Source organism: Pantoea endophytica (genome assembly GCF_002858935.1).
Taxonomy (GTDB): Bacteria; Pseudomonadota; Gammaproteobacteria; order Enterobacterales; family Enterobacteriaceae; genus Pantoea; species Pantoea leporis.
Genome location: NZ_PJRT01000002.1, coordinates 187,570 through 207,456, shown reverse-complemented (window position 1 = coordinate 207,456; position 19,887 = coordinate 187,570). Strand labels below are relative to the sequence as shown.

Below are 19,887 nucleotides of genomic sequence, written 5' to 3'. Positions count from 1 at the left end.
GCGCTTTCTGTCAAAAAAGAAAAAGGCTGCACTTTCTTTCAAAAGGCAGCCTTAACGTAGCCGTGATAAATCAGGCTTTACGACGACGTAACAACCAGCCCATGGTCAGCATCACAAACCACAGCGGCGTGACCATTAGCGCCTGACGGGTGTCTTCCTGCAGCGTCAGCAGCACCAGCACAAAGGCGAAGAACGCCATGCATACCCAGCACATAAACTTGCCCAGCGGCATTTTGAACTTCGATTCAGCATGACGCTGTGGATGCTGCTTACGATACGCCAGATAGCTGCACAGGATGATGGTCCAGACGAACATAAATAGAATCGCCGACACCGTAGTGACCATGGTGAACACCGTCATCACATCCGGAATCAGGTAGATCAGCGCCACGCCCGCCAGCAGACACAGACAAGAGAAGAACAGGCCGGTGGTTGGCACCGCACGCGCCGAGAGGCGACCAAAGGCTTTATGCGCTACGCCTTGTTCCGCCAGGCCGAACAACATGCGGCTGGTGGAGAAGATACCGCTATTGGCGGACGAGGCGGCGGAGGTCAGCACCACGAAGTTGACGATGCTGGCGGCGGCAGGCAAGCCGATCAGCACAAACATCTCAACGAACGGGCTGCGATTCGCCAGCACCTGATTCCACGGCGTCACCGCCATGATGACCATCAGCGCCAGCACGTAAAACATAATAATGCGCAGCGGAATGGCGTTAATTGCACGCGGCAAAACTTTGTGCGGATCTTTGGTTTCTGCTGCCGCGGTGCCGACCAGCTCAATGCCGACAAAGGCGAAAACCGCAATCTGGAAGCCAGCAAAGAAGCCGCTCAAGCCTTTCGGGAACATGCCGCCGTGATCCCAGATGTTGCTCAGGGACGCGGTGCCACCGTTCGGCGACGGATAATGCATGCTCACCAGCACAATGCCGGTGATGATCAGCGCCACAATGGCGACGATTTTGATAATCGCGAACCAAAACTCCATCTCACCAAACAGCTTCACCGTAGCGATGTTCAAAGCCAGGAAGACAAAGACGCACAGCAGGGCGCTCATCCAGATGGAGAAGTCCGGGAACCACAGCTGGAAATAGGCGCTGATGGCCACCACGTCGGCAATGCCGGTCACCACCCAACAGAACCAGTACGTCCAGCCGGTAAAATAGCCCGCCCACGGACCGAGTAAATCGGCAGCGAAATCGCTAAAGGATTTGTATTCGAGGTTGGACAACAGCAGTTCGCCCATGGCGCGCATGACGAAGAACAGCATAAAGCCAATGATCATGTAGACGAAAATGATCGACGGGCCCGCGAGGCTGATGGTTTTACCCGAGCCCATAAACAACCCCGTGCCGATGGCGCCACCGATAGCAATTAACTGAATGTGACGATTATGCAGGTTACGCTGGAGTTTATCCGGCTGTTCGGCCGTAGCGAGCGCCTCTTTTGATTGATCAACCATAAATTTTTCTTTCCTGTCGAGATGTTGTGTCAGCTCTATTGGCTGTTTTGCCCGTCATACTTCAAGCCGCAGATGCGTTGGCTACGCGTGTTCACCCCAGGAACTGACTAAATTAAGCTCCCAATGATTCACACACTTGCCGCCTTTCTGCGGCTCACATTATTTAGGGCATTCGTTATGAGCCTTTGTCCAGGCAAGTGGCATAAGATAGTGGAAAGCCAACCCGTTTCGGTAATGGTTTTTCCCCCTTTGTGACCTTTTACGTGCTTTGCTCTGTCAGTAATTATTTACAGAGTTTAAAGCGCAGTCATTTTGCGTAAATCTTCAACAATTAAGCGATTTACGTCACTTTCCGCGCACATGACTTCTACACTTGTTAGTTCATTTCATCAGGAAAAGTGAGGCATTGTGCGCGCTCTGTTCGCCGTCGCGTTGTTGGCTGTATGCGGCTGGTTTAGTTTGCCGTGGTTGAAAACGCATCTGCCGCCTCAGTGGAACCCCTTTACACCGCTCAACGTTACCGATCCGCCCGGTTGGATGACGCGTTACAAGCTAAAAAAGCTGAGTGGCGATCCGGCTGCCTGCCTGGCGGTGATGCGGCAAGCCAGTGAACAGCGGCTGGTGCAGTTTCGTGCCGTGCCGCCTATGCAAGGGAATTGCCCTATTGAGCAGCCGCTACGCATCAGCGGCTACGGTGACGTCACGCTGAGCAGCAGTTTTCTCGCCAGCTGTCCGATGGCGGTGGCCAGCACCATGTTTGTGATTAACAGCGACAGCGCATTACGTCAGGCCGGTTTTAACAGTCCGCTGAAACGCATTGCCCATGTTGGCAGCTACGCCTGTCGCAATATTTATCATCGTCAGGAAGGGCGTTTGAGTGAGCACGCCAGCGCCGATGCCTGGGATATTACCGGATTTCAGCTGGCAAATGGGCGTTGGTTGCAGGTAGGAAAAAACTGGCAACAGCCAGAGGATGCGGCGGCTGGACTGCATGCGCTGTGGCGTAACGGCTGTGCGACGTTCGGTAATGCGCTGGGGCCCGATTATAACGCCGCGCATGCCAGCCATTTTCATCTTGGCATGCGCGGTTCGGGTTACTGCCGTTAGCTACACCGCGGGATTAAGCCCACGTTTTATCAGGAAATGATTAGCCGGCCAGGAGAAAATAAAGCCAATCATTATGGCCAGTTGCAGCATAAACCAGAATGCCGCCACCAGCGGGTTGACCTGCTCGTTCAGCACAAACTTTAGGGCCAACGCCATAAAGATAAAAATACCTAATTGAAAAATCAGCAGGGGGAAAATTTCGGTTTTTAACGCCAATAATAATGCGCTGCCAAATGAATGTTTTTCACGTTGGCGAATCGCCAGAAATTGAAAAAGTAATCCCATAAACAATGAAGCGATAACGCAAATAAGCGCCTGCATCCCTATCGTCGGATTAATGGCAAAGTGTTTTAGTAAAGTGACTATCGGGATTGTCATTATATCGCCAAATATACAAGCCGCTGCGGATAATGACGTGGAAATAAATATAGTTTGCCAGCTGGCGTTACTGCGTATTTTTTGTGGAACCAACAGCGCAAGTTTTTGCTGTTGTGATGGTTTACGGCCTAAGTACCACCAGACGATCCAGCCAATAAAAGGCATATACAAACCGGTAAATGGCCAAATGATATTCATCACCGCCACCGGATGTGGATGGCGAAAAAGATCTTTTAAAATCATCAGGGCAGTGCAGACGCCCAGAACAAGGAAAGGTAATGCAAACTGGTTCAACATAGTCAGTTCCGCTAAGTTTCCCACCTACATGCGACAATGCGCCTGAGCCTTACTGCAGCACTGTCTTCCAATGCATCTTTTCACTCCGCTAGCATTAAGCGTAGCCGTTAATCAGCGTGAGAGAAATCACATCATTACTTAATGTATTATCTTAACCGCAGAAATAGGTGGGATTAACATTAAGTCAAAACTCATTCACCGTACAAACCCCTTTCACAGCAAAACAATCTGCTTTTTGCATCAATAATTTTAGTTAATGACGATGCTAAAAATTTATCAATCTAACGATCATTTTCAATCAACTGGATGATTGAAACTACTTCAGAAAAATCCTATTCTAATCTGCTGAGGAATTAAAGTTGTCAACCTGTTAACAATTAACGTGAACTTACACATCTCCATTACGTTAACGCATTGACAGTAGAAGAGTTATGCTAGCTGCTGGCAAATTTGCTCCTTTTTCAATCAATATTTTTTGTCTGGCTAATTTATTTTTTGCGTTAACACGAACTAATTTCAGAATGTAAAAGCGTGAAACAGCGCTAAGGCAATAATGACGACCGATAATTATTTCGTCTGGCGAGGCGAAATGGAAAATGAATTTCTGGCGCTAACGCAAGTGACGCAATTGAAATCCCTGTTGCAACAGCAGATTGAAAAGCTGGGTTTCGATTACTTCGCTTTTTTGGTTCAGCATCCGGTGCCCTTTACCCGGCCGCGCTTGTTTTTGTTCAGTACATACCCGGAAGGCTGGGTAAAACGCTACGAAAGCGAGAACTATTATAAGGTCGATCCGGTGCTATTACTCTGTCAGCGGCCGGGACGGGGTGTTGAATGGACGCGCGATTTATTTACCGGTGCGGGTAATTTGTGGGCAGAAGCCAACGCTGCGGGATTAATGAGCGGCTTTTCCTGCTCAGCAATGGCACCAAATCGTACCATTGGTATATTATCTATTGCATCGACACTTCACAGTAAGACCCAACACTTGCGCATAGAGCTTGAGGTGAAACTGCATCTTCTGGCGGAACTGAGTTTGCGCGTGTTGGAGCGTTTGAATGACGATTCTATGGTCGTTTTATCTAACGATTTTAGTCAGCGTGAATTAGAAATCCTGAAATGGACGGCGGAAGGAAAAACGTCGGCGGAAATTTCACTTATTTTAGCCATATCTGAACATACGGTGAATTTTCACCAAAAGAATATGCAAAAGCGTTTTAATGTTTCCAATAAAACGCAGATTGCCTGTTATGCCGCTGCGGTTGGCCTGATATAGCGAAAAAGCAACTACTAATTTTAGTAGTTCCTTCTCCCGTGTCAGTTGTCTACCCTGCGCGCAACGTTGCCAGGCTGGCTCAAAGAAATCATTGCATACATGGGGATGTCAGAGGCGCATGATGAAAGTAATTCAAACACAGCTTAAGGATATGCCGTCCTCACTGTTGGCAGAACTGGGAACGTATCGCTATAGCGTGTTTGCGCGCGGCGAAGGGTGGTCGATTCCACCGCGATTGAGTACGCCAGGGCAAGAGTACGATCGTTTTGATCGTTCGGATGTCACCTGGTTGATTGCCTGGAACGCTCGTCAGGGTATTTGCGGCTGCGCACGTCTGTTGCCGTGGCATGAACCTGAGGTGCCGGAAGGTTTTATTCTGCCTTTCGATCAGGAAAAGGTATGGGAAATGTCGCGCTTCTCGGCGCGCCTTGAGGTGGACGCGGAGCTACCGCTGAGTATTTTGTGGCACTCGGTGCAATTAGCAGAACTGAGCGGCATGGAGTATTTGATCAGTTCGGCGACGCCAATGCTTGAGAAGATGTTCGAACAGCATCAGGTAGTCTACGAGCCGCTCTCACCGGGCTTGATCCAATCTGAAGACAATCTGTTTGCCATTCGCATTCCGGTTGATCAACCGGCGCTGGCGGAGAAATATCGGGGTACACGACGCTTTAGCCCGGAAGAGGTGCTGCCGTCGCTGGGTGTTTCAGTAAACTGGCAATCACACAGCTAAATACCCCGCGCATTTCGCGCGGGGCACATCGCTTATTGACGGTAAGCGGTTTTGATCTGACGAATTGTATTATTAAACACTTCCGCCTGCGGCTTATCGCCTAACGAAGCTTGCACATAACGCTCCATGTTGATGATCACCTTACCGGCATCGGCTTGACCCATTCCTTTCAGAATCAGCGTCACCATCATTTTCAGACAGGCGACTTCGTCGGCCAGCGCCTGCGTGTCTCGTGAAGTTGCGAAATCTTCATCACTCATAATTGACTCCTTGGGGGTATTACTCAATGTTGACACATTCTTCCTGTGCGTAAGAAAGAGAGTATATCATAGGGTTTTCAGATGAATTTTAATGAAGCGAAGCGGTAAAAGTCAGACCGCTTTTTAATTGCGCATTGCGCTATTTGTCAGCAACCAGAATTGGCGTTTAGCTGTTATTTACCAGGCGATCGGAATGCGACAATAAAATCGAGCTATAAATTATAACTTAATGATATTAATAACAATTTAACTTATCTCATTTTGCATCTCATTGCCCTTTGCAGTAAAAGCTGGATCAAAGAAATGTTATTGATTTGCATCAGTTCATTTGAGATTTATCTGTGACTGTAGATGTTTTTTCCACCTGAAAACCGGTAAGATGACCGTTCTGAAATATATTTCCCTTTCTTAACCTGCGGAGTACGTCCCGTTGATCAGCCTGCTTCTTGTTGATGACCATGAACTGGTACGCGCCGGTATTCGCCGCATTCTGGAAGATATGAAAGGCCTCGTTATTGCGGGTGAAGCGGCGTGCGGTGAAGACGCCGTGAAATGGTGCCGCAGCAATCCGGTTGACGTAGTGCTGATGGACATGAACATGCCCGGTATTGGCGGCCTGGAAGCGACACGCAAAATTGTGCGCTTTAACCCGGATATCCGCATCATCATGCTCACCATTCATACTGAAAATCCACTGCCGGCGAAGGTGATGCAGGCGGGCGCAGCGGGTTATCTCAGTAAAGGCGCCGCGCCGCAGGAAGTGGTGAGTGCGATTCGCTCGGTGCATTCAGGGCAACGCTATATCGCTTCGGATATTGCCCAGCAAATGGCACTCAGCCAGATCGAACCGCAAAAAGCCGAATCCCCCTTCAGCTGTTTGTCGGAAAGGGAATTGCAGATTATGCTGATGATCACACGCGGGCAGAAAGTGACGGAAATTTCCGAACAACTCAGTCTCAGCCCTAAAACCGTTAACAGTTACCGCTATCGCATGTTCAGCAAGTTGAATATCAGTGGCGACGTCGAGTTAACGCATTTGGCCATTCGACATGGCTTGTTCAATGCGGAGCCATTAATCAGTAGTGAGTGACGTTTTCGATTCCAAAGCCTTTCTCAGCACCGTGACCAGCCAACCCGGCGTCTACCGTATGTACGATGCGACCGGCACGGTGATCTATGTTGGTAAAGCCAAAGACCTCAAAAAGCGCCTGACCAGCTACTTCCGTACGCAGGTGGGCAGTCGCAAAACTGAAGTTCTGGTCAGCAACATTCAGAACATCGACGTCACCGTGACGCACACCGAAACGGAAGCGCTGCTGCTGGAGCATAACTACATCAAGCTCTACCAGCCGCGCTATAACGTGCTGCTGCGCGATGACAAATCCTATCCTTACATTTTCCTCAGTGGCGATAGCCATCCGCGTCTGGCGATGCACCGTGGCGCGAAGCACGCCAAAGGCGAATACTTTGGCCCGTTTCCGAACGGCTATGCGGTACGTGAAACCCTCGCGCTGCTGCAGAAGGTATTCCCGATTCGCCAGTGTGAAAACAGCGTGTATCGCAACCGCTCGCGCCCGTGTTTGCAGTATCAAATTGGCCGCTGCCTTGGACCCTGCGTTTCCGGCTTGGTTAGCGAAGAGGAGTATGCGCAGCAAACCGATTACGTGCGTTTGTTCCTCGCGGGGAAAGATGATCAGGTGATTAATCAGCTGGTCAAGCGCATGGAAAATGCCAGTGAGGAACTGCGTTTTGAAGAGGCCGGGATTTTACGCGACCAGATTCAAGCGGTAAGACGCGTAACCGAGCGGCAATTTGTCTCCAATCAGGGTGAAGACCTGGATGTGATGGGCGTGGCCTTTGATGCTGGCATGGCTTGCTTGCACGTGCTGTTTATCCGTCAGGGCAAAGTGCTCGGCAGCCGCAGCTACTTCCCGAAAGTACCTGCCGATACCGAACTGACCGAAGTGGTACAAACCTTTGTCGGGCAGTTCTATCTGCAAGGCAGTGAAGCGCGCACTTTGCCGGCGGAAATTCTGCTGGACTTTACACTACCGGAACGTGAGCTGCTGGCGGAATCGCTGAGCGCGCTGGCGGGACGTAAAGTGAACATTCAAAGTAAGCCGCGTGGTGACCGTGCACGCTACCTGAAACTGGCGCGCACCAATGCGGCAACGGCACTGACTACCAAGCTGTCGCAGCATTCGACCATTCAGCAGCGTCTGGCGGCGCTGGCGACGTTCCTTGAGCTCGACACCATTCATCGCATGGAGTGCTTCGACATCAGCCACACCATGGGCGAGCAGACCATTGCGTCGTGCGTGGTGTTCAACCGTGATGGTCCGCTGCGTTCGGATTACCGACGCTACAACATTGAGGGCATCACGCCGGGCGATGATTACGCGGCGATGAATCAGGTGCTGCGCCGTCGTTACGGCAAAGCGCTGGAAGAGGACAAAATCCCCGACGTGATCATCATCGACGGCGGTAAAGGTCAGTTAGCGCAGGCGAAACAGGTTTTCGCCGAGTTGAATGTACCCTGGGATAAAGATCGTCCGATTTTACTCGGCGTGGCGAAGGGTAGCGATCGTAAAGCCGGGCTGGAAACGCTGTTCTTTGAAGCGGAAGGTGAGGGCGTTTCCTTACCGCCGGACTCGCCTGCGCTGCATGTGATTCAGCATATTCGTGATGACTCTCACAATCATGCGATTTCAGGTCACCGGAAAAAACGCGCCAAAGTGAAGAACACCAGTGCGTTGGAAAGTATTGAAGGCGTGGGGCCCAAAAGGCGCCAGCAGCTGCTCAAGTATATGGGGGGCCTGCAACCGTTGATGAATGCCAGCGTCGAAGAGATTGCCAAAGTGCCGGGAATTTCCACCGCGCTGGCGGAAAAAATCTACTACTCACTGAAACACTAACGTTGAAAGAGGGGGGGCAATGTAGCAACATACATGAAACCCTACTCACACCAGACAGTTACTGGCATATGCAATTTAACATTCCGACGTGTCTTACCCTGTTTCGAGTCGTACTTATTCCCTTTTTTGTCCTGGCGTTTTATCTGCCATTTCAATGGGCTCCCTTTGCTACTGCACTGATCTTTGTGATTGCTGCGGTTACTGACTGGTTTGATGGTTTTTTAGCGCGTCGCTGGAAGCAGACCACGCGTTTTGGCGCGTTCCTCGATCCGGTTGCGGATAAAGTGCTGGTGGCGATTGCGCTGGTGCTGGTGGCGGAGCATTTCCACGCGTGGTGGATTACGCTGCCTGCGGCAACGATGATCGCGCGTGAAATCATTATCTCTGCGCTGCGTGAGTGGATGGCGGAGATCGGCAAACGCAGCAGCGTGGCAGTGTCGTGGATCGGCAAGGTGAAAACCACCGCGCAGATGTTCTCGCTGTTTGCCCTGCTGTGGCGTCCAGAAGCCACGGTGGTTGGCGTGGGTGTGGTCGCACTGTACATCGCAGCCGTGCTGACGTTCTGGTCAATGTTCCAGTATTTAAGCGCAGCGCGCGGCGATTTGCTCGATAGCTGATCGATGCGATTTAAAAAGCAGCAAACGGACGCAGTGTGTGGATAATTCTGTTGACTCACTGCGTCAGATAAGTAGAATGCATCGCATCGAACGGCAGCAAGCCTGCAAGAAGCTGAACAAAATCAGCAAGTTCGATGAAGAAATACAGAATCGAGTATTTCAATTTGTAGCAAGGCAGCAACTGAACGAATCATAGAGAGCTTACTTCAGTAAGTGACCTGTGTGAGTTAAGGAAGCTAACGCAGCAACAAATTGAAAGACGAAGATTATGCGGGAATAGCTCAGTTGGTAGAGCACGACCTTGCCAAGGTCGGGGTCGCGAGTTCGAGTCTCGTTTCCCGCTCCAAATTTAGTGGTTCGTATTCAACGAATTACATATCAGATTAAAGGCGCGTTGGCAGAGTGGCCATGCAACGGATTGCAAATCCGTCTACCTCGGTTCGACTCCGGGACGCGCCTCCAATTTATACCCTGCCCGGGTGGTGAAATCGGTAGACACAAGGGATTTAAAATCCCTCGGCTTATGGCTGTGCGGGTTCAAGTCCCGCCCCGGGCACCATATTTGCAGTCGATAAAACGAATAAAATAAAGCAATAAGCAGTAATGTCGTAACCGCCCAAGGGCGGTTTTTTTGTTTTTGTCCTTACCTCATCGCCAATAAAAAACCCGGCTAAGCCGGGCAAGTCATTACGATTGCGGTTGTCCCACCGGACCTGCACCTTCGCTGGCACCCGGCACCGGTTGGTTACTTGGCGCATGTGGGCGCCCATCGTTGCCGACCGCATCACTCTTGTGCATACAACCCGCCAGCGATACCAAGGTTAACGTCACCAATGCTGCTTTTGCTAAAACGTTCATCTGCTGCTCCTTATAATTAAGCGATTGAGTAACCAATCCCAAAGAGATCAAAGGATTGACCATGAGCTAAGCAAAGTCAGTGACAGCAAATTTCGCAAGCGAAGCGCGGCAGTAACCATAAAAAACGCCGGATTTCCGGCGTTTTTCGTCTCAATCCTAATATTTCTATCCCAGATTGCCACTCAGCCGCTCGCGGAAATCGCTGCTGCGGTTATCCAGCCCGATAAAGGTGACGTTCGCTCCATGGCGCTGATAGCGATATTCGATAGCATCAAGGGCCGCCACGCTGGAAGCGTCCCAAATCTGCGCATGCGTCAAATCGATGGTGACAGTTTTTGGATCGTGGCCGTAATTGAAGTGTTCAAACAAATCATTGCTGCTACCAAAGAACAGCGGGCCGCGCACGGTGTAATTGACCTGTTGGCCATCCTCGCTCAGCTGGCGTTCAGCGTGAATGACGTGAGCGATGCGGCGTGCGAACAGCATCATCGCCAGAATCACACCAACCAGCACGCCAATCGCCAGGTTACCGGTCCACACGGTGACCGCCACCGTCAGCACCATTACAAAGGTTTCCGACCACGGCATGCGTTTCAGCGTTGCCGGCTGAAGGCTGTGCCAGTTCACGGTTTTCACCGCTACCACCATCATAATGCCCGCCAGTACTACCATCGGGATCTGCGCCATAATCTGGCTCAGTCCGGTCACTAATAACAGCAGCACGATACCCGCCGCGACCGTCGAAACACGCGTACGTGCTTTGCCCAGCTCGACGTTAACGATGGTTTGGCCAATCATCGCGCAACCGGCGATGCCGCCATAGAAGCCCGCAAGAATATTGCCGACGCCCAGCGCCCAGGATTCGCGGCGTTTAGCGGAAGGCGTATCGGTGATGTCATCCACCAGTTTGGCGGTCAGCAATGATTCCATCAAACCCACAAAGGCGATGCTCAAGGCGGTGGGCCAGATGATTTGCAGCGTGTGCAGATTGATTGGGACCAGCAGCGTCGTGAAGCCTGGCAGACCGGCGGTCATTGGCCCTTCATCGCCCACGTTCGGTACGCGATAGCCAAGCAGCAACGCCACCGCCGTCACCACCACAATCGCCACCAGCGGTGAAGGGACGCTTTTCAGCACTTTTGGTAGCAGCAGCACGATGGCGAGCGTAACGGCGAACAGCACCCACACCAACTCGGATTGTCCCCAAACGTGCGGGACCTGCGCAAAGAAGATCAGGATGCCGAGGGCGTTAACGAAGCCGATCATCACCGAACGCGGGATATAGCGCATCATGCGCGACAACCCAGCGAGCCCAAAGATAATCTGGATAATGCCGCCCATAATCACCGCCGGCAGGATGTATTCAACGCCGTGCGCATGCACCATTGGGCCGATCACCAGCGCCACCGAACCGGCCGCTGCGGTGACCATCGCCGGACGACCACCCAGAATCGACAGCGTCAGGCACAGCACCACCGAGGCAACAAGGCTGACTTTAGGATCGACACCGGCAATCACGGAGAAGGAGATAACTTCCGGGATCAGCGCCAGCGCGGTAATAATGCCGGCCAGACACTCGCGGGTTAGCAGGTCAGGCGAACGTAAAACGCGCCCCACAGTGATATCGCTCTCCACCGCAGTGGTGCGCTCAGTTGGTTGACTCATAAATTGTGCAGGCTCTTTTATTATTGTGCGCATACCGTCGCGGTACGGCAGTAACCAGTTAGGATTTTCCGAGAAGGGATGTTACCGGGCAATAAGGTGAGACGCTAGCGCGTTGGGTCAGGTGAGGGTGATTCCATCCCTGGAATCCGGCTTTAGACCGCGAGATCGTCAGGTGTTTTATTCACAACCAATTCAAGCAGATGGCGATAAATATCCAGCTGAATCACATCGCTTTCCATCTCAAGACGGTTAATCAGCGAAGCAATAATCGCTTTATTAGAAACCGGCATACCGGCTTGCAGGATTTCGGCGATGATCTGCCCGAAAACTTCCATTTCACTGCTGTCGCTGTTACCGGCCAGTTTGAAATAGTCAGCGATGGCAGCGCTACTGTGTGCGGCGTTTTGCATATGTGAAGCCCTTAAGATCGGCCTGATGGCAATGTGCCTTCAGCTCCATGATGAAAAAATTTGCACGCGGACAGGCGCGCAACACCCAACTCATCAACCAACGCAAAAAGACACCTCTGAAGGTGGAAATCCACAACACTTTCAGAGGCGACGCAAAGTGCATCATTCGTTACGGAGCCATCTCCTGGCTCACGGGACGTAAACTTATACAATCCAGCACAACTTGTACAAGCTGGATTTTAAGCAATTTGTGCTAGCCCTTATTTAACAGTTACTTATGATTTGTAATGTTTTCTAAAAGCTATACAAGAATAAGCCCAAACCGCCAAATTTTCGGTGAGTTGTACAACTGATAAAGAAAGCTGGAGATTTTTTGTCCTGCCAACTACGTTTGCAGGTGTAAGCAAAATTTTCATTGGCGAGCGGCTTACCTTATAATAACGCTCCCGTTTAGTTAGATACCTAACCATTAGGCCACTACGTTTTGAGCGACTATCCCCAACCCTTTTCTCGTTTGCTGCATCTCACCGCGCACGCGTGGCGTTTGGCTGTCGATCGTCGCCTCAAAGAGAGCGGACTGAGCATGAGCAGCTGGATGGCAATTGCCAGCGTTGCCACCGCCGCCGAGCCGCCAACGCAAAAAGCGCTGGCGCAGTTGCTTGGTCTGGAAGAGGCCAGCGTCGTGCCGCTGGTGGATCGTCTGGTGAAGCAGCAGCTATTGGCGCGCGTGCAGCCGCCGGAAGATCGCCGCAAACGCCTGCTGATTCTGACGGAGCAGGGCAGCGTGGCCTTTGCCGAAGTGAAAACGCAGGCCGATGCGCTACGTGCACAGTTGCTGGCGGATATCGATCCTGCATCGCTGGCGATAACGGAACAGGTGCTGCAACAGCTGCTCGCGCGTCTGGGAAGCGTTTAACCGTGGCAAAACGTAATCCTTATGCTCCGCGCGAATGGCTGCCGCATGAGAAGCCGATGCTGCCGGGCTCGCCCTCAACGCCGCTGCATTCGCCTTCGAAGCGCATCGCGTTTGGCATCATTGGCTTATTGATTTCGATTACCGGCGCGCTGAGTAACGCGCTGGTCTCTGCCAACCTTACCAATCTGCAAGGCACCTTCGGCGCCTACAGCAATGAGATCGCCTGGCTGCCCGCGGTATATGTGATGGGCAACATCTCCATCAACCTGCTGCTGGTGAAGTTCCGCCAGCAGTTTGGTCTGCGGCTGTTCACCGAAGCGTTTCTGGTGCTGTATGTGATCGTGGCATTTTTCCACCTGCTGGCTAACGATCTCAGCTCGGCGATCATTGTCCGCACCGCGCACGGCATGGTCGGCGCGGCGCTCAGTTCGCTCGGCATCTATTACCAGATTCAGGCCTGGCCGGCGAAGCATCGGCTTAAAGCCCTGGTGATTGGCATCACCGCATCGCAGCTGGCGATTCCGCTGGCACGATTGTTCTCCACCGAACTGCTGCAGCTGCAAGAGTGGCGCGGTTTATACCTGTTTGAACTCGGTCTGGCGATGATCTCGCTGGGCTGCGTGCTGGTGGTGAAACTGCCGCCCGGCGACCGCATCAAAGCCTTTGAAAAGATGGATTTCCTCACCTTCATGTTGATGGCGCCGGGCATGGCGCTGCTGTGCGCGGTGCTGTCGCTGGGCCGCATCGAATGGTGGTTCAGCACGCCGTGGCTCGGTGTGGCATTGGCGCTGGCGTTGGTGTTGATCGTGGCGGCGATTGTCGTCGAGCACAATCGTAAGAATCCGTTGCTGAATACCCGCTGGCTCAGCAACGGCACGATTGTGCGGCTGGGCATTGTGATGATCATGATGCGTATTCTGCTGGCCGAGCAAAACACCGGCGCGGTCGGTTTCCTGCAGCAACTCGGCTTACTCAACGATCAGATGCGCGGTCTGGCGTTAGCGATCATTGCCGGGGTGATTTGCGGCATGATCGCCAGCGCATTAACCATCAAACCTACGCATCTGAGCTGGCCAATTGTCGTGTCGCTGGTGGTGATGATCGTCGCCTCGCTGATGGATGCGCAATCCAACCCGCTGACGCGTGCCCACAATCTCTACTTTAGCCAGTTTCTGCTCGGTTTCGGCAGCGCCTTCTTCCTCGGGCCTGCCATGCTGCTGGGGATTGGCGGCGTGGTGACGCAACCGAAAAACCTGGTCAGCTTCTCGGTGCTGTTCGGCATGAGCCAGAACTTAGGCGGCCTTATTGGCGCGGCCATTCTCGGCACGTTCCAGACGTGGCGCGAAAAATACCACTCCAGCCTGCTGGGCGATCAGCTGTCGCAGCTGGATCCCAACGTGACCGAACGCCTTAGCCAGTACAGCTCGCTGTTTAGCAGCCAGTTGCCGGATAGCGTGCTGCTCAGCGCGCAAAGCAGCAGCCAGTTGCAAACGGTGGCGACGCTGCAAGCCAACGTGCTGGCCTATAACGATACTTATCTTCTTACCGCCGCGCTGGCTTTCATCACCTTAATCTGGGTGCTGTATCGCCTGACGCGCTTACGCTATATCAACTGGCGTCAGACTAAAATGAATGCGGCACAACCAGTAACCCCGACGGAGAATTCATGAGCCAACAGGACGACATTCAGGCGGCGGAGCGCGAGCGCACCAACCGCCGACGCATTCTTTCCATCGCCGCTGGCAGCGGCATTGTCATCGTCGGCGTGCTGGTGATCCTCTATGCCTGGCAGCTGTGGCCGTTCACCAGCACCGTTCAGTCCACGGAAAACGCCTACGTGCGTGGCCAGGTAACCTTTATCAGCCCGCAGGTGAATGGCTATCTGACCGAAGTGAACGTGGTGGATTTGCAGCCAGTGACCAAAGGCCAACTGCTGATGACCATCGACGATCGTATCTATCGTCAGCGCGTGCATCAGGCGCAGGCGCAGCTGGATATGAAAATCGCCGCGCAGAATAATAACCAGCAGCAGCGTAAAAGTGCCGAAGCCAACATTCTCAGCAATAAAGCGGCGCTGGAAAATGCCAAAGCGCAGGCGCTGAAAAGCAGCCTCGATCTCAAGCGCGTTGAAAATCTGGCGGCTGATGGCTCGCTGTCGGTACGTGAGCGCGACGCCGCGCGCGCAGCGAATGCCCAGGCGCAGGCACAGTTGCGTCAGGCGGATGCGCAGGTGGCCGTTTCACAACAGAATCTGCAAACCGTGGTGGTGAATCGCGCCTCACTGCAAGGCGATGTTGCCAGTGCGCAGGCGGCGCTGGAGTTGGCAAATATCGACCTGGCGAATACGCGCATCATCGCGCCAGACAGCGGCCAGCTCGGTCAGCTGTCGGTGCGCAAAGGCAGCTATGTGACCGCCGGCACGCGTTTGACATCGGTGGTGCCAGAAAACAAATGGATCATCGCGAATTTCAAGGAAACTCAACTGGCGCGCGTGCGTCCTGGCTTGCCGGTGAACATCCGCGTCGATGCGCTGGACGGTAAGCACTACGATGGCCGCGTCGAGTTTATTTCGCCTGCCGCCGGTTCCGAATTCAGTGCTATCTCGCCGGATAACGCCACCGGCAACTTTGTGAAAATTGCCCAGCGCATTCCGGTGCGCATCAAAATTTTGAATGACGATCTGCAAGCACTGCGTCCGGGCATGTCAGTGGAAGTGAGCATTGATACCGCCTCAGAGCCGCACAAGGATGCGCCATGAGGCGCTTATTGTTAGCCACCTGTGTGGCATGGATGGTGAGCGGCTGTGCAACGCAAGTGGAAAAAGCGCCCTCATCGTTGCCGATTCCTGAGAGCTGGCGTCAGCAGGTGGGCCCGCATGCGCTGCCGGAGGCGCAATGGTGGCAGAATTTTGGCGATGCCAATCTTAATCGCCTCGTCACGCAGGCGCTGCAGCACAACAGCGATGTCCTCACCGCGCGTTCGCGCGTGGATCAATACCGTGCCGAGTTGCGTGCCGCGCAGGGCGATAATTTCCCAACGCTGTCGGCGGGCGTGGCGGCTACGCATCAGCGTGCGCTGTCGGCGGCCACCGGTCAGCCGTATGAAAACGCGGTATTTCAGGGATTGCTGCAGGCTAACTACGAGGTGGATTTATGGGGCAGCCGCAGCAACAGCATTCGCGCTGCGGAAGCTTCGCTGGATGCGCAGCGTGCTGCCGCTTCTGCCGCTGAGCTCACCGTCGCCAGTTCGGTGGCATCGGGCTATCTCAGCTTGTGTGCGCTGGATGAACAGCTGCGCGTAACCCAGGCAACGCTGGCGACGCGCAAAAACTCGCTCAACCTGGCTCAGCGCCAGTTTGAAACCGGCTACACCTCGCGCCTTGAATGGATGCAGGCCGCCTCGGAATATCAAACCGCCAAAGCGCAGATCCCGCAGTTGCAGCATCAGATCGAGCAGCAGGAGAACGCGCTTAGCGTGCTGGTGGGCATGAATCCGCGCCAAATCGCGCGCAGCAGCCAGTTCGACCACATCAAGCCGCAAACCTTGCCATCGTTGCTGCCGTCGCAGCTGCTGAATCGTCGTCCCGATATTGTTCAGGCGCAGCGCCAGCTGCTGGCCGCCGACGCGTCACTGGCGTCAACCCAGGCCAAACTGTTGCCGTCGCTCAATCTCACCGCCAGCGGAACCTTGCAAAGCAGCGAACTGCATCAGCTGCTGGATAATCCGTTCCGTCTGTGGAGCATTGGCGGCAGCATTCTGGCCCCGCTGTTGAATCGCGAAGCGCTGACTGCTCAGGTGGATGTGGCGATGGCGACGCGTAATCAGGCGCTGTACGGTTATGAAAAAGTGGTGCGTAACGCCTTCTCCGACGTGGATAACGCGCTGGATGCCATTCGCCGTAGCGAGGAGCAGCTGGCGGAGTTGCAGAAACAGGAGAGTTATGTGGCGGAAGCGTATCGCATTGCCCACAACCGTTACCAAAATGGTTACGCCTCTTATCTGGATGAGCTGGACGCCCAGCGCACGCTGTTCAGCACTCAGCTGAATATCGTGTCAGTAAAAAATACGCTGCTGTTAGCGCAAATCGATCTATATCGTTCGCTCGGCGGCGGCTGGCAGGGTTAAACATCATGTCGCAAGGCCATTTTTCGGTAGAAATTCCGCCGTAAAACGGCCTTCGTCTGGTTTTAAATCGGCAGTAAACGATTCTAAAGTCATTCATGCTTCTTTTTACTTGTCTTTACAAATAATGTTATTATCCGCCCGCTTTACACAGTCTGAACGGAACAGTGTTGGTAAGTTTACCAGCGCGGTCGCTCACTTAAGCGGCATGCAAAGACAGGGGAAGGAAAGGAAATGATGAATAAAAAAATCGGTTTTGCGTTGTTAGTTACTGCGGTCCTGTTAACCGGCTGTGCGCCGCGTACCGCGCCGATCCAGAATGTTAGCCAGACCGTGGGTCAGAGCTACTCGGATGAGCAAATGAAGCAAGCTATCGTCCAGGCGGGCGCCGCTAACCATTGGGTGATGACGCCCGCGGGTCCGGGCGTGATGAATGGTCACCTGGCCGAGCGCGGACATACCGCGGATATTCGCGTGAACTACACCGCGAACAGTTATCAAATTCAGTATGTCAGCAGCCAGAATCTGAAAGCAGGCAGCGGTCAGATTCACCGCAACTATAACCGCTGGATTCAGAACCTGAGCCAGGGCATCCAGACGCGACTGGCGGTCGAAGCCGCTAAATAAGCGCGAAGCGTGATTGCTGACATAATGTTGTAAAGTTAGCCGTAACGCTGCCGAAATAGAAACAGGCGGGCCACGTGCCCGCCTTGTTAATCGGCGACATCCGCATGGGATGACGGGTATAGAGAGCAAGGAAGGGATGCCGCGCAGCGAAAACCGGACCATCCCTGAGGCTGAAGAAAGAATACAGGTATGAAACTCGCTTACTCCCTTGTTGACTGGCACGCCATCGCGCCGGGCAACAGCACCGCAGAAGAGTGGCAACGTTGGGCGCAACAGGCACCGGCGTTAGATGCCACGCAACCTATCGCGAAACCCCAATTTTTGCCGATGATGACCGCGCGTCGTCTCAGCGCCGGCAGCCGTGCTGCGGTTGAATGCGGGCTGGCGTTATTGGCGCGGCACAGCGTGGACGCCATCGTCTTCACCAGTCGCCACGGTGAACTGGAGCGTAATCTGCGCATCCTCACCGCGCTGGCGGAACAGCAAGCGCTGTCGCCCACCGATTTCGCCATGTCGGTTCACAACTCAGCGGTGGGCAGTTTGACCATCGCCGCGCGTCAGCCGCTGGTTTCATCCTCGGTTTCGGCCGGTATTGATAGCTTCCAGCAAGGATTGATAGAAGTGGCGGCGCTGCATCAGGCGGGTTATGCGCAGGTGCTGCTGGTGGATTTTGACGGCGTGGTGCCGGATTACTACCGTCCGTGGCTACCGGAAATCGATCGCTTTAATGCGCCGTACGCGGTAGCGCTGCTGCTACGCGCAGGCGTGGCGTGGCGTTGCGAAGCGCAGGCCGGCAAACCCGCTGAGCTGCACAACCCTCTGCCGCAAAGTCTGCAATTTCTGGCGGCGATGCTGCACAACACGCCACGTTTTAGCGTGGCCGGCGAGCGCCATCAGTGGCACTGGGAGCGTCTGCATGGTGGATAATTCGCTGACCGAGGTGCGTCCCGGTTTCAACTATTACTGGCGGCTGGTGATGACCGCCGTCAGCTTTACGCTGTTCAGCGTGGGCGGCCTGCTACTGTCGCTGATTTGGTTCAATCTGCTGTTACTGGTGCAGCGTGATGGCCTGCGCCGTCGCCATATCGCCCGCAGCAGCATCGCCTGGAGCTTCCGCTGCTTCCTGCGTTTCTGCCGCTTTGTCGGGGTTTACGATTACCAAATCATCGGCGCAGAACAGCTGCGTCAGGATCGCGGCTGCCTGATCGTCGCCAACCATCCGTCACTGATCGATTACGTGATGATCGCTTCGGTGCTGCCGGAGATGGATTGCCTGGTGAAAGCCGAGCTGCAGCACAACATTTTCTTCCGTGGCGTGATTCGCGCCGCCGATTACCTGATTAACAGCGAAGCCGATACGCTGCTGCCAGACAGCCAGCAGCGACTGGCGCGCGGCGATACCATTCTGATTTTCCCGGAAGGCACGCGCACACGTTATGGCGAGCCGCTGAAGCTGCAGCGCGGTGCCGCCAACATTGCGGTGCGCGCGGGCTGCGATTTGCGTGTGGTGCACATCAGCTGCACCGAGCGCATGCTCGATAAGCAAAGCCGCTGGTATCAGATTCCGCTGGTTAAACCGATTTTTACTGTACGCGTACAATCGCGTATTGCCAGCCACGCCTTTAGTGAGGCCGAAGAGGATTCGCAGCCGCTGGCCGCACGTCGTCTGACGCGTCATCTGCAACAGGCGCTGGTGCCTGAAGAGACCAACTAAGTTATGCAAGTACTGATTAACGACATCAAACAGATGATTATCGACACGCTGAATCTGGAAGATATCAGCCCTGACGACATCGAAACCGACGCACCGCTGTTTGGCGAGGGGCTGGGCCTCGATTCAATCGATGCGCTGGAGCTGGGACTGGCGGTGAAAAATCGCTTCGGCGTACAGCTCTCCGCCGAGAGTGAAACGTTGCGCGCGCACTTTTTTTCCGTGGCTACACTGGCCGCGTTTGTTGAACAACAGCAAGCCTGAGAGCAGTCAACATGATGAACAAAAACGAAATTTACCAGGAAGTGGCTTCGCTGCTCACCTCGCTGTTTGAAATTGAGCCGGATGATATTCGTCCGGACGCCCGCCTGTATGAAGACCTCGAGCTGGATAGCATCGATGCGGTCGATATGGTGGTGCATCTGCAAAAGCGTACTGGCCGTAAGATCAAACCGGAAACCTTCCGCGCGGTGCGTACCGTGCAGGATGTGGTGGATGCCGTCGATCAACTGATGCGCGACGAAGCCTGATCG

21 protein-coding genes and 3 tRNA genes are annotated in these 19,887 nt (G+C 53.7%); 18 read left to right on the top strand and 6 right to left on the bottom strand.

The window, feature by feature from the left end; translation table 11 throughout:
* Positions 1-70 precede the first annotated feature (70 nt).
* Positions 71-1,462, bottom strand: a complete 1,392-nt coding sequence (gene cycA / locus PZBJ_RS01700) for a D-serine/D-alanine/glycine transporter (protein WP_101760901.1) — start codon at positions 1,460-1,462, stop codon at positions 71-73.
* A 408-nt stretch (positions 1,463-1,870) separates the two neighbouring features.
* Here cycA and PZBJ_RS01695 point away from each other — a divergent pair, with 408 nt between their 5' ends.
* Positions 1,871-2,569 carry an extensin-like domain-containing protein gene (locus tag PZBJ_RS01695; protein ID WP_101760900.1) on the top strand — a complete coding sequence of 233 codons (699 nt, stop codon included), beginning with the start codon at positions 1,871-1,873 and terminating at the stop codon, positions 2,567-2,569.
* Here PZBJ_RS01695 and PZBJ_RS01690 read toward each other — a convergent pair whose 3' ends face one another.
* Positions 2,570-3,244: a DUF4396 domain-containing protein gene (locus tag PZBJ_RS01690; RefSeq protein ID WP_101760899.1), complete on the bottom strand. Its 675-nt coding sequence runs from the start codon at positions 3,242-3,244 to the stop codon at positions 2,570-2,572.
* 553 nt (positions 3,245-3,797) lie between these two features.
* Between PZBJ_RS01690 and sdiA the strand changes: the two genes are divergently transcribed.
* Positions 3,798-4,520 carry an autoinducer binding domain-containing protein gene (gene sdiA, locus PZBJ_RS01685; protein WP_101760898.1) on the top strand — a complete coding sequence of 241 codons (723 nt, stop codon included), beginning with the start codon at positions 3,798-3,800 and terminating at the stop codon, positions 4,518-4,520.
* A 121-nt stretch (positions 4,521-4,641) separates the two neighbouring features.
* On the top strand, positions 4,642-5,253 hold the full coding sequence (locus PZBJ_RS01680; RefSeq protein WP_101760897.1) for an acyl-homoserine-lactone synthase: 612 nt from the start codon (positions 4,642-4,644) through the stop codon (positions 5,251-5,253).
* Positions 5,254-5,285: 32 nt separating this feature from the next.
* On the opposite strand, the gene PZBJ_RS01675 is transcribed toward PZBJ_RS01680, so the two are convergent.
* Complete coding sequence (locus tag PZBJ_RS01675) at positions 5,286-5,513, bottom strand: DUF2594 family protein (protein WP_007887303.1); 228 nt, start codon at positions 5,511-5,513, stop codon at positions 5,286-5,288.
* A gap of 430 nt (positions 5,514-5,943) precedes the next feature.
* Between PZBJ_RS01675 and uvrY the strand changes: the two genes are divergently transcribed.
* The 6 genes from uvrY to PZBJ_RS01645 all read left to right on the top strand — a co-directional run bounded on the left by uvrY (position 5,944) and on the right by PZBJ_RS01645 (position 9,604).
* Positions 5,944-6,603, top strand: coding sequence for a UvrY/SirA/GacA family response regulator transcription factor (uvrY, locus tag PZBJ_RS01670; protein WP_008102320.1), 660 nt, complete (start codon positions 5,944-5,946; stop codon positions 6,601-6,603).
* Positions 6,596-8,428: an excinuclease ABC subunit UvrC gene (gene uvrC, locus PZBJ_RS01665; protein ID WP_101760896.1), complete on the top strand. Its 1,833-nt coding sequence runs from the start codon at positions 6,596-6,598 to the stop codon at positions 8,426-8,428. The genes uvrY and uvrC overlap by 8 nt, the downstream gene beginning before the upstream one ends.
* A gap of 68 nt (positions 8,429-8,496) precedes the next feature.
* Complete coding sequence (pgsA, locus tag PZBJ_RS01660; protein WP_008102316.1) at positions 8,497-9,045, top strand: CDP-diacylglycerol--glycerol-3-phosphate 3-phosphatidyltransferase; 549 nt, start codon at positions 8,497-8,499, stop codon at positions 9,043-9,045.
* Positions 9,046-9,315: 270 nt separating this feature from the next.
* Positions 9,316-9,391: transfer RNA gene (locus PZBJ_RS01655), tRNA-Gly, on the top strand.
* Positions 9,392-9,433: 42 nt separating this feature from the next.
* Positions 9,434-9,507: transfer RNA gene (locus PZBJ_RS01650), tRNA-Cys, on the top strand.
* An 11-nt stretch (positions 9,508-9,518) separates the two neighbouring features.
* A tRNA-Leu gene (locus PZBJ_RS01645) sits at positions 9,519-9,604 on the top strand.
* A gap of 128 nt (positions 9,605-9,732) precedes the next feature.
* Here PZBJ_RS01645 and PZBJ_RS24190 read toward each other — a convergent pair.
* The 3 genes from PZBJ_RS24190 to PZBJ_RS01635 form a co-directional block, all read right to left on the bottom strand.
* Positions 9,733-9,903, bottom strand: a complete 171-nt coding sequence (locus PZBJ_RS24190; protein ID WP_167391169.1) for a hypothetical protein — start codon at positions 9,901-9,903, stop codon at positions 9,733-9,735.
* A 165-nt stretch (positions 9,904-10,068) separates the two neighbouring features.
* Positions 10,069-11,568, bottom strand: coding sequence for a SulP family inorganic anion transporter (locus PZBJ_RS01640; RefSeq protein WP_101760895.1), 1,500 nt, complete (start codon positions 11,566-11,568; stop codon positions 10,069-10,071).
* A gap of 152 nt (positions 11,569-11,720) precedes the next feature.
* Positions 11,721-11,978: a biofilm/acid-resistance regulator YmgB/AriR gene (locus tag PZBJ_RS01635; RefSeq protein ID WP_101760894.1), complete on the bottom strand. Its 258-nt coding sequence runs from the start codon at positions 11,976-11,978 to the stop codon at positions 11,721-11,723.
* A 484-nt stretch (positions 11,979-12,462) separates the two neighbouring features.
* Here PZBJ_RS01635 and PZBJ_RS01630 point away from each other — a divergent pair, with 484 nt between their 5' ends.
* The 9 genes from PZBJ_RS01630 (at position 12,463) to PZBJ_RS01590 (ending at position 19,884) form a co-directional block, all read left to right on the top strand.
* The gene (locus tag PZBJ_RS01630; protein WP_101760893.1) at positions 12,463-12,894 is read left to right on the top strand and encodes a MarR family winged helix-turn-helix transcriptional regulator; all 432 of its coding nucleotides are present in this window, start codon (positions 12,463-12,465) and stop codon (positions 12,892-12,894) included.
* Between the two features lie 2 nt (positions 12,895-12,896).
* The gene (locus PZBJ_RS01625) at positions 12,897-14,564 is read left to right on the top strand and encodes an MFS transporter (RefSeq protein WP_101760892.1); all 1,668 of its coding nucleotides are present in this window, start codon (positions 12,897-12,899) and stop codon (positions 14,562-14,564) included.
* Complete coding sequence (locus tag PZBJ_RS01620) at positions 14,561-15,652, top strand: HlyD family secretion protein (protein ID WP_101760891.1); 1,092 nt, start codon at positions 14,561-14,563, stop codon at positions 15,650-15,652. Before PZBJ_RS01625 ends, PZBJ_RS01620 begins: the two co-directional genes overlap by 4 nt.
* Positions 15,649-17,019 (top strand): efflux transporter outer membrane subunit, encoded by a 1,371-nt coding sequence (locus PZBJ_RS01615; protein WP_101760890.1) that lies wholly within the window; start codon positions 15,649-15,651, stop codon positions 17,017-17,019. The genes PZBJ_RS01620 and PZBJ_RS01615 overlap by 4 nt, the downstream gene beginning before the upstream one ends.
* Positions 17,020-17,253: 234 nt before the next feature.
* Positions 17,254-17,643 carry a hypothetical protein gene (locus PZBJ_RS01610; protein ID WP_167391170.1) on the top strand — a complete coding sequence of 130 codons (390 nt, stop codon included), beginning with the start codon at positions 17,254-17,256 and terminating at the stop codon, positions 17,641-17,643.
* A 189-nt stretch (positions 17,644-17,832) separates the two neighbouring features.
* On the top strand, positions 17,833-18,570 hold the full coding sequence (locus PZBJ_RS01605; protein ID WP_101760888.1) for a beta-ketoacyl synthase chain length factor: 738 nt from the start codon (positions 17,833-17,835) through the stop codon (positions 18,568-18,570).
* Complete coding sequence (locus PZBJ_RS01600) at positions 18,560-19,357, top strand: lysophospholipid acyltransferase family protein (RefSeq protein ID WP_101760887.1); 798 nt, start codon at positions 18,560-18,562, stop codon at positions 19,355-19,357. Before PZBJ_RS01605 ends, PZBJ_RS01600 begins: the two co-directional genes overlap by 11 nt.
* 3 nt (positions 19,358-19,360) lie before the next feature.
* The gene (locus PZBJ_RS01595; protein WP_007887282.1) at positions 19,361-19,618 is read left to right on the top strand and encodes a phosphopantetheine-binding protein; all 258 of its coding nucleotides are present in this window, start codon (positions 19,361-19,363) and stop codon (positions 19,616-19,618) included.
* Between the two features lie 11 nt (positions 19,619-19,629).
* A complete protein-coding gene (locus tag PZBJ_RS01590; RefSeq protein ID WP_101760886.1) occupies positions 19,630-19,884 on the top strand; it encodes an acyl carrier protein in 255 nt (84 codons plus the stop codon).
* Positions 19,885-19,887: the final 3 nt, after the last annotated feature.

Excerpts from the sequence above, each read along its gene's own strand:
- PZBJ_RS01600 (WP_101760887.1), top strand. The coding sequence starts at position 18,560 with ATGGTGGATAATTCGCTGACCGAGGTGCGTCCCGGTTTCAACTATTAC.
- PZBJ_RS01620 (WP_101760891.1), top strand. The coding sequence starts at position 14,561 with ATGAGCCAACAGGACGACATTCAGGCGGCGGAGCGCGAGCGCACCAAC.
- PZBJ_RS01610 (WP_167391170.1), top strand. The coding sequence starts at position 17,254 with ATGAATAAAAAAATCGGTTTTGCGTTGTTAGTTACTGCGGTCCTGTTA.
- PZBJ_RS01680 (WP_101760897.1), top strand. The coding sequence starts at position 4,642 with ATGAAAGTAATTCAAACACAGCTTAAGGATATGCCGTCCTCACTGTTG.
- PZBJ_RS01595 (WP_007887282.1), top strand. The coding sequence starts at position 19,361 with ATGCAAGTACTGATTAACGACATCAAACAGATGATTATCGACACGCTG.
- PZBJ_RS01590 (WP_101760886.1), top strand. The coding sequence starts at position 19,630 with ATGATGAACAAAAACGAAATTTACCAGGAAGTGGCTTCGCTGCTCACC.
- PZBJ_RS01640 (WP_101760895.1), bottom strand. The coding sequence starts at position 11,568 with ATGAGTCAACCAACTGAGCGCACCACTGCGGTGGAGAGCGATATCACT.
- PZBJ_RS24190 (WP_167391169.1), bottom strand. The coding sequence starts at position 9,903 with ATGAACGTTTTAGCAAAAGCAGCATTGGTGACGTTAACCTTGGTATCG.
- PZBJ_RS01690 (WP_101760899.1), bottom strand. The coding sequence starts at position 3,244 with ATGTTGAACCAGTTTGCATTACCTTTCCTTGTTCTGGGCGTCTGCACT.
- pgsA (WP_008102316.1), top strand. The coding sequence starts at position 8,497 with ATGCAATTTAACATTCCGACGTGTCTTACCCTGTTTCGAGTCGTACTT.
- PZBJ_RS01615 (WP_101760890.1), top strand. The coding sequence starts at position 15,649 with ATGAGGCGCTTATTGTTAGCCACCTGTGTGGCATGGATGGTGAGCGGC.
- PZBJ_RS01635 (WP_101760894.1), bottom strand. The coding sequence starts at position 11,978 with ATGCAAAACGCCGCACACAGTAGCGCTGCCATCGCTGACTATTTCAAA.
- PZBJ_RS01675 (WP_007887303.1), bottom strand. The coding sequence starts at position 5,513 with ATGAGTGATGAAGATTTCGCAACTTCACGAGACACGCAGGCGCTGGCC.
- PZBJ_RS01605 (WP_101760888.1), top strand. The coding sequence starts at position 17,833 with ATGAAACTCGCTTACTCCCTTGTTGACTGGCACGCCATCGCGCCGGGC.
- sdiA (WP_101760898.1), top strand. The coding sequence starts at position 3,798 with ATGACGACCGATAATTATTTCGTCTGGCGAGGCGAAATGGAAAATGAA.
- cycA (WP_101760901.1), bottom strand. The coding sequence starts at position 1,462 with ATGGTTGATCAATCAAAAGAGGCGCTCGCTACGGCCGAACAGCCGGAT.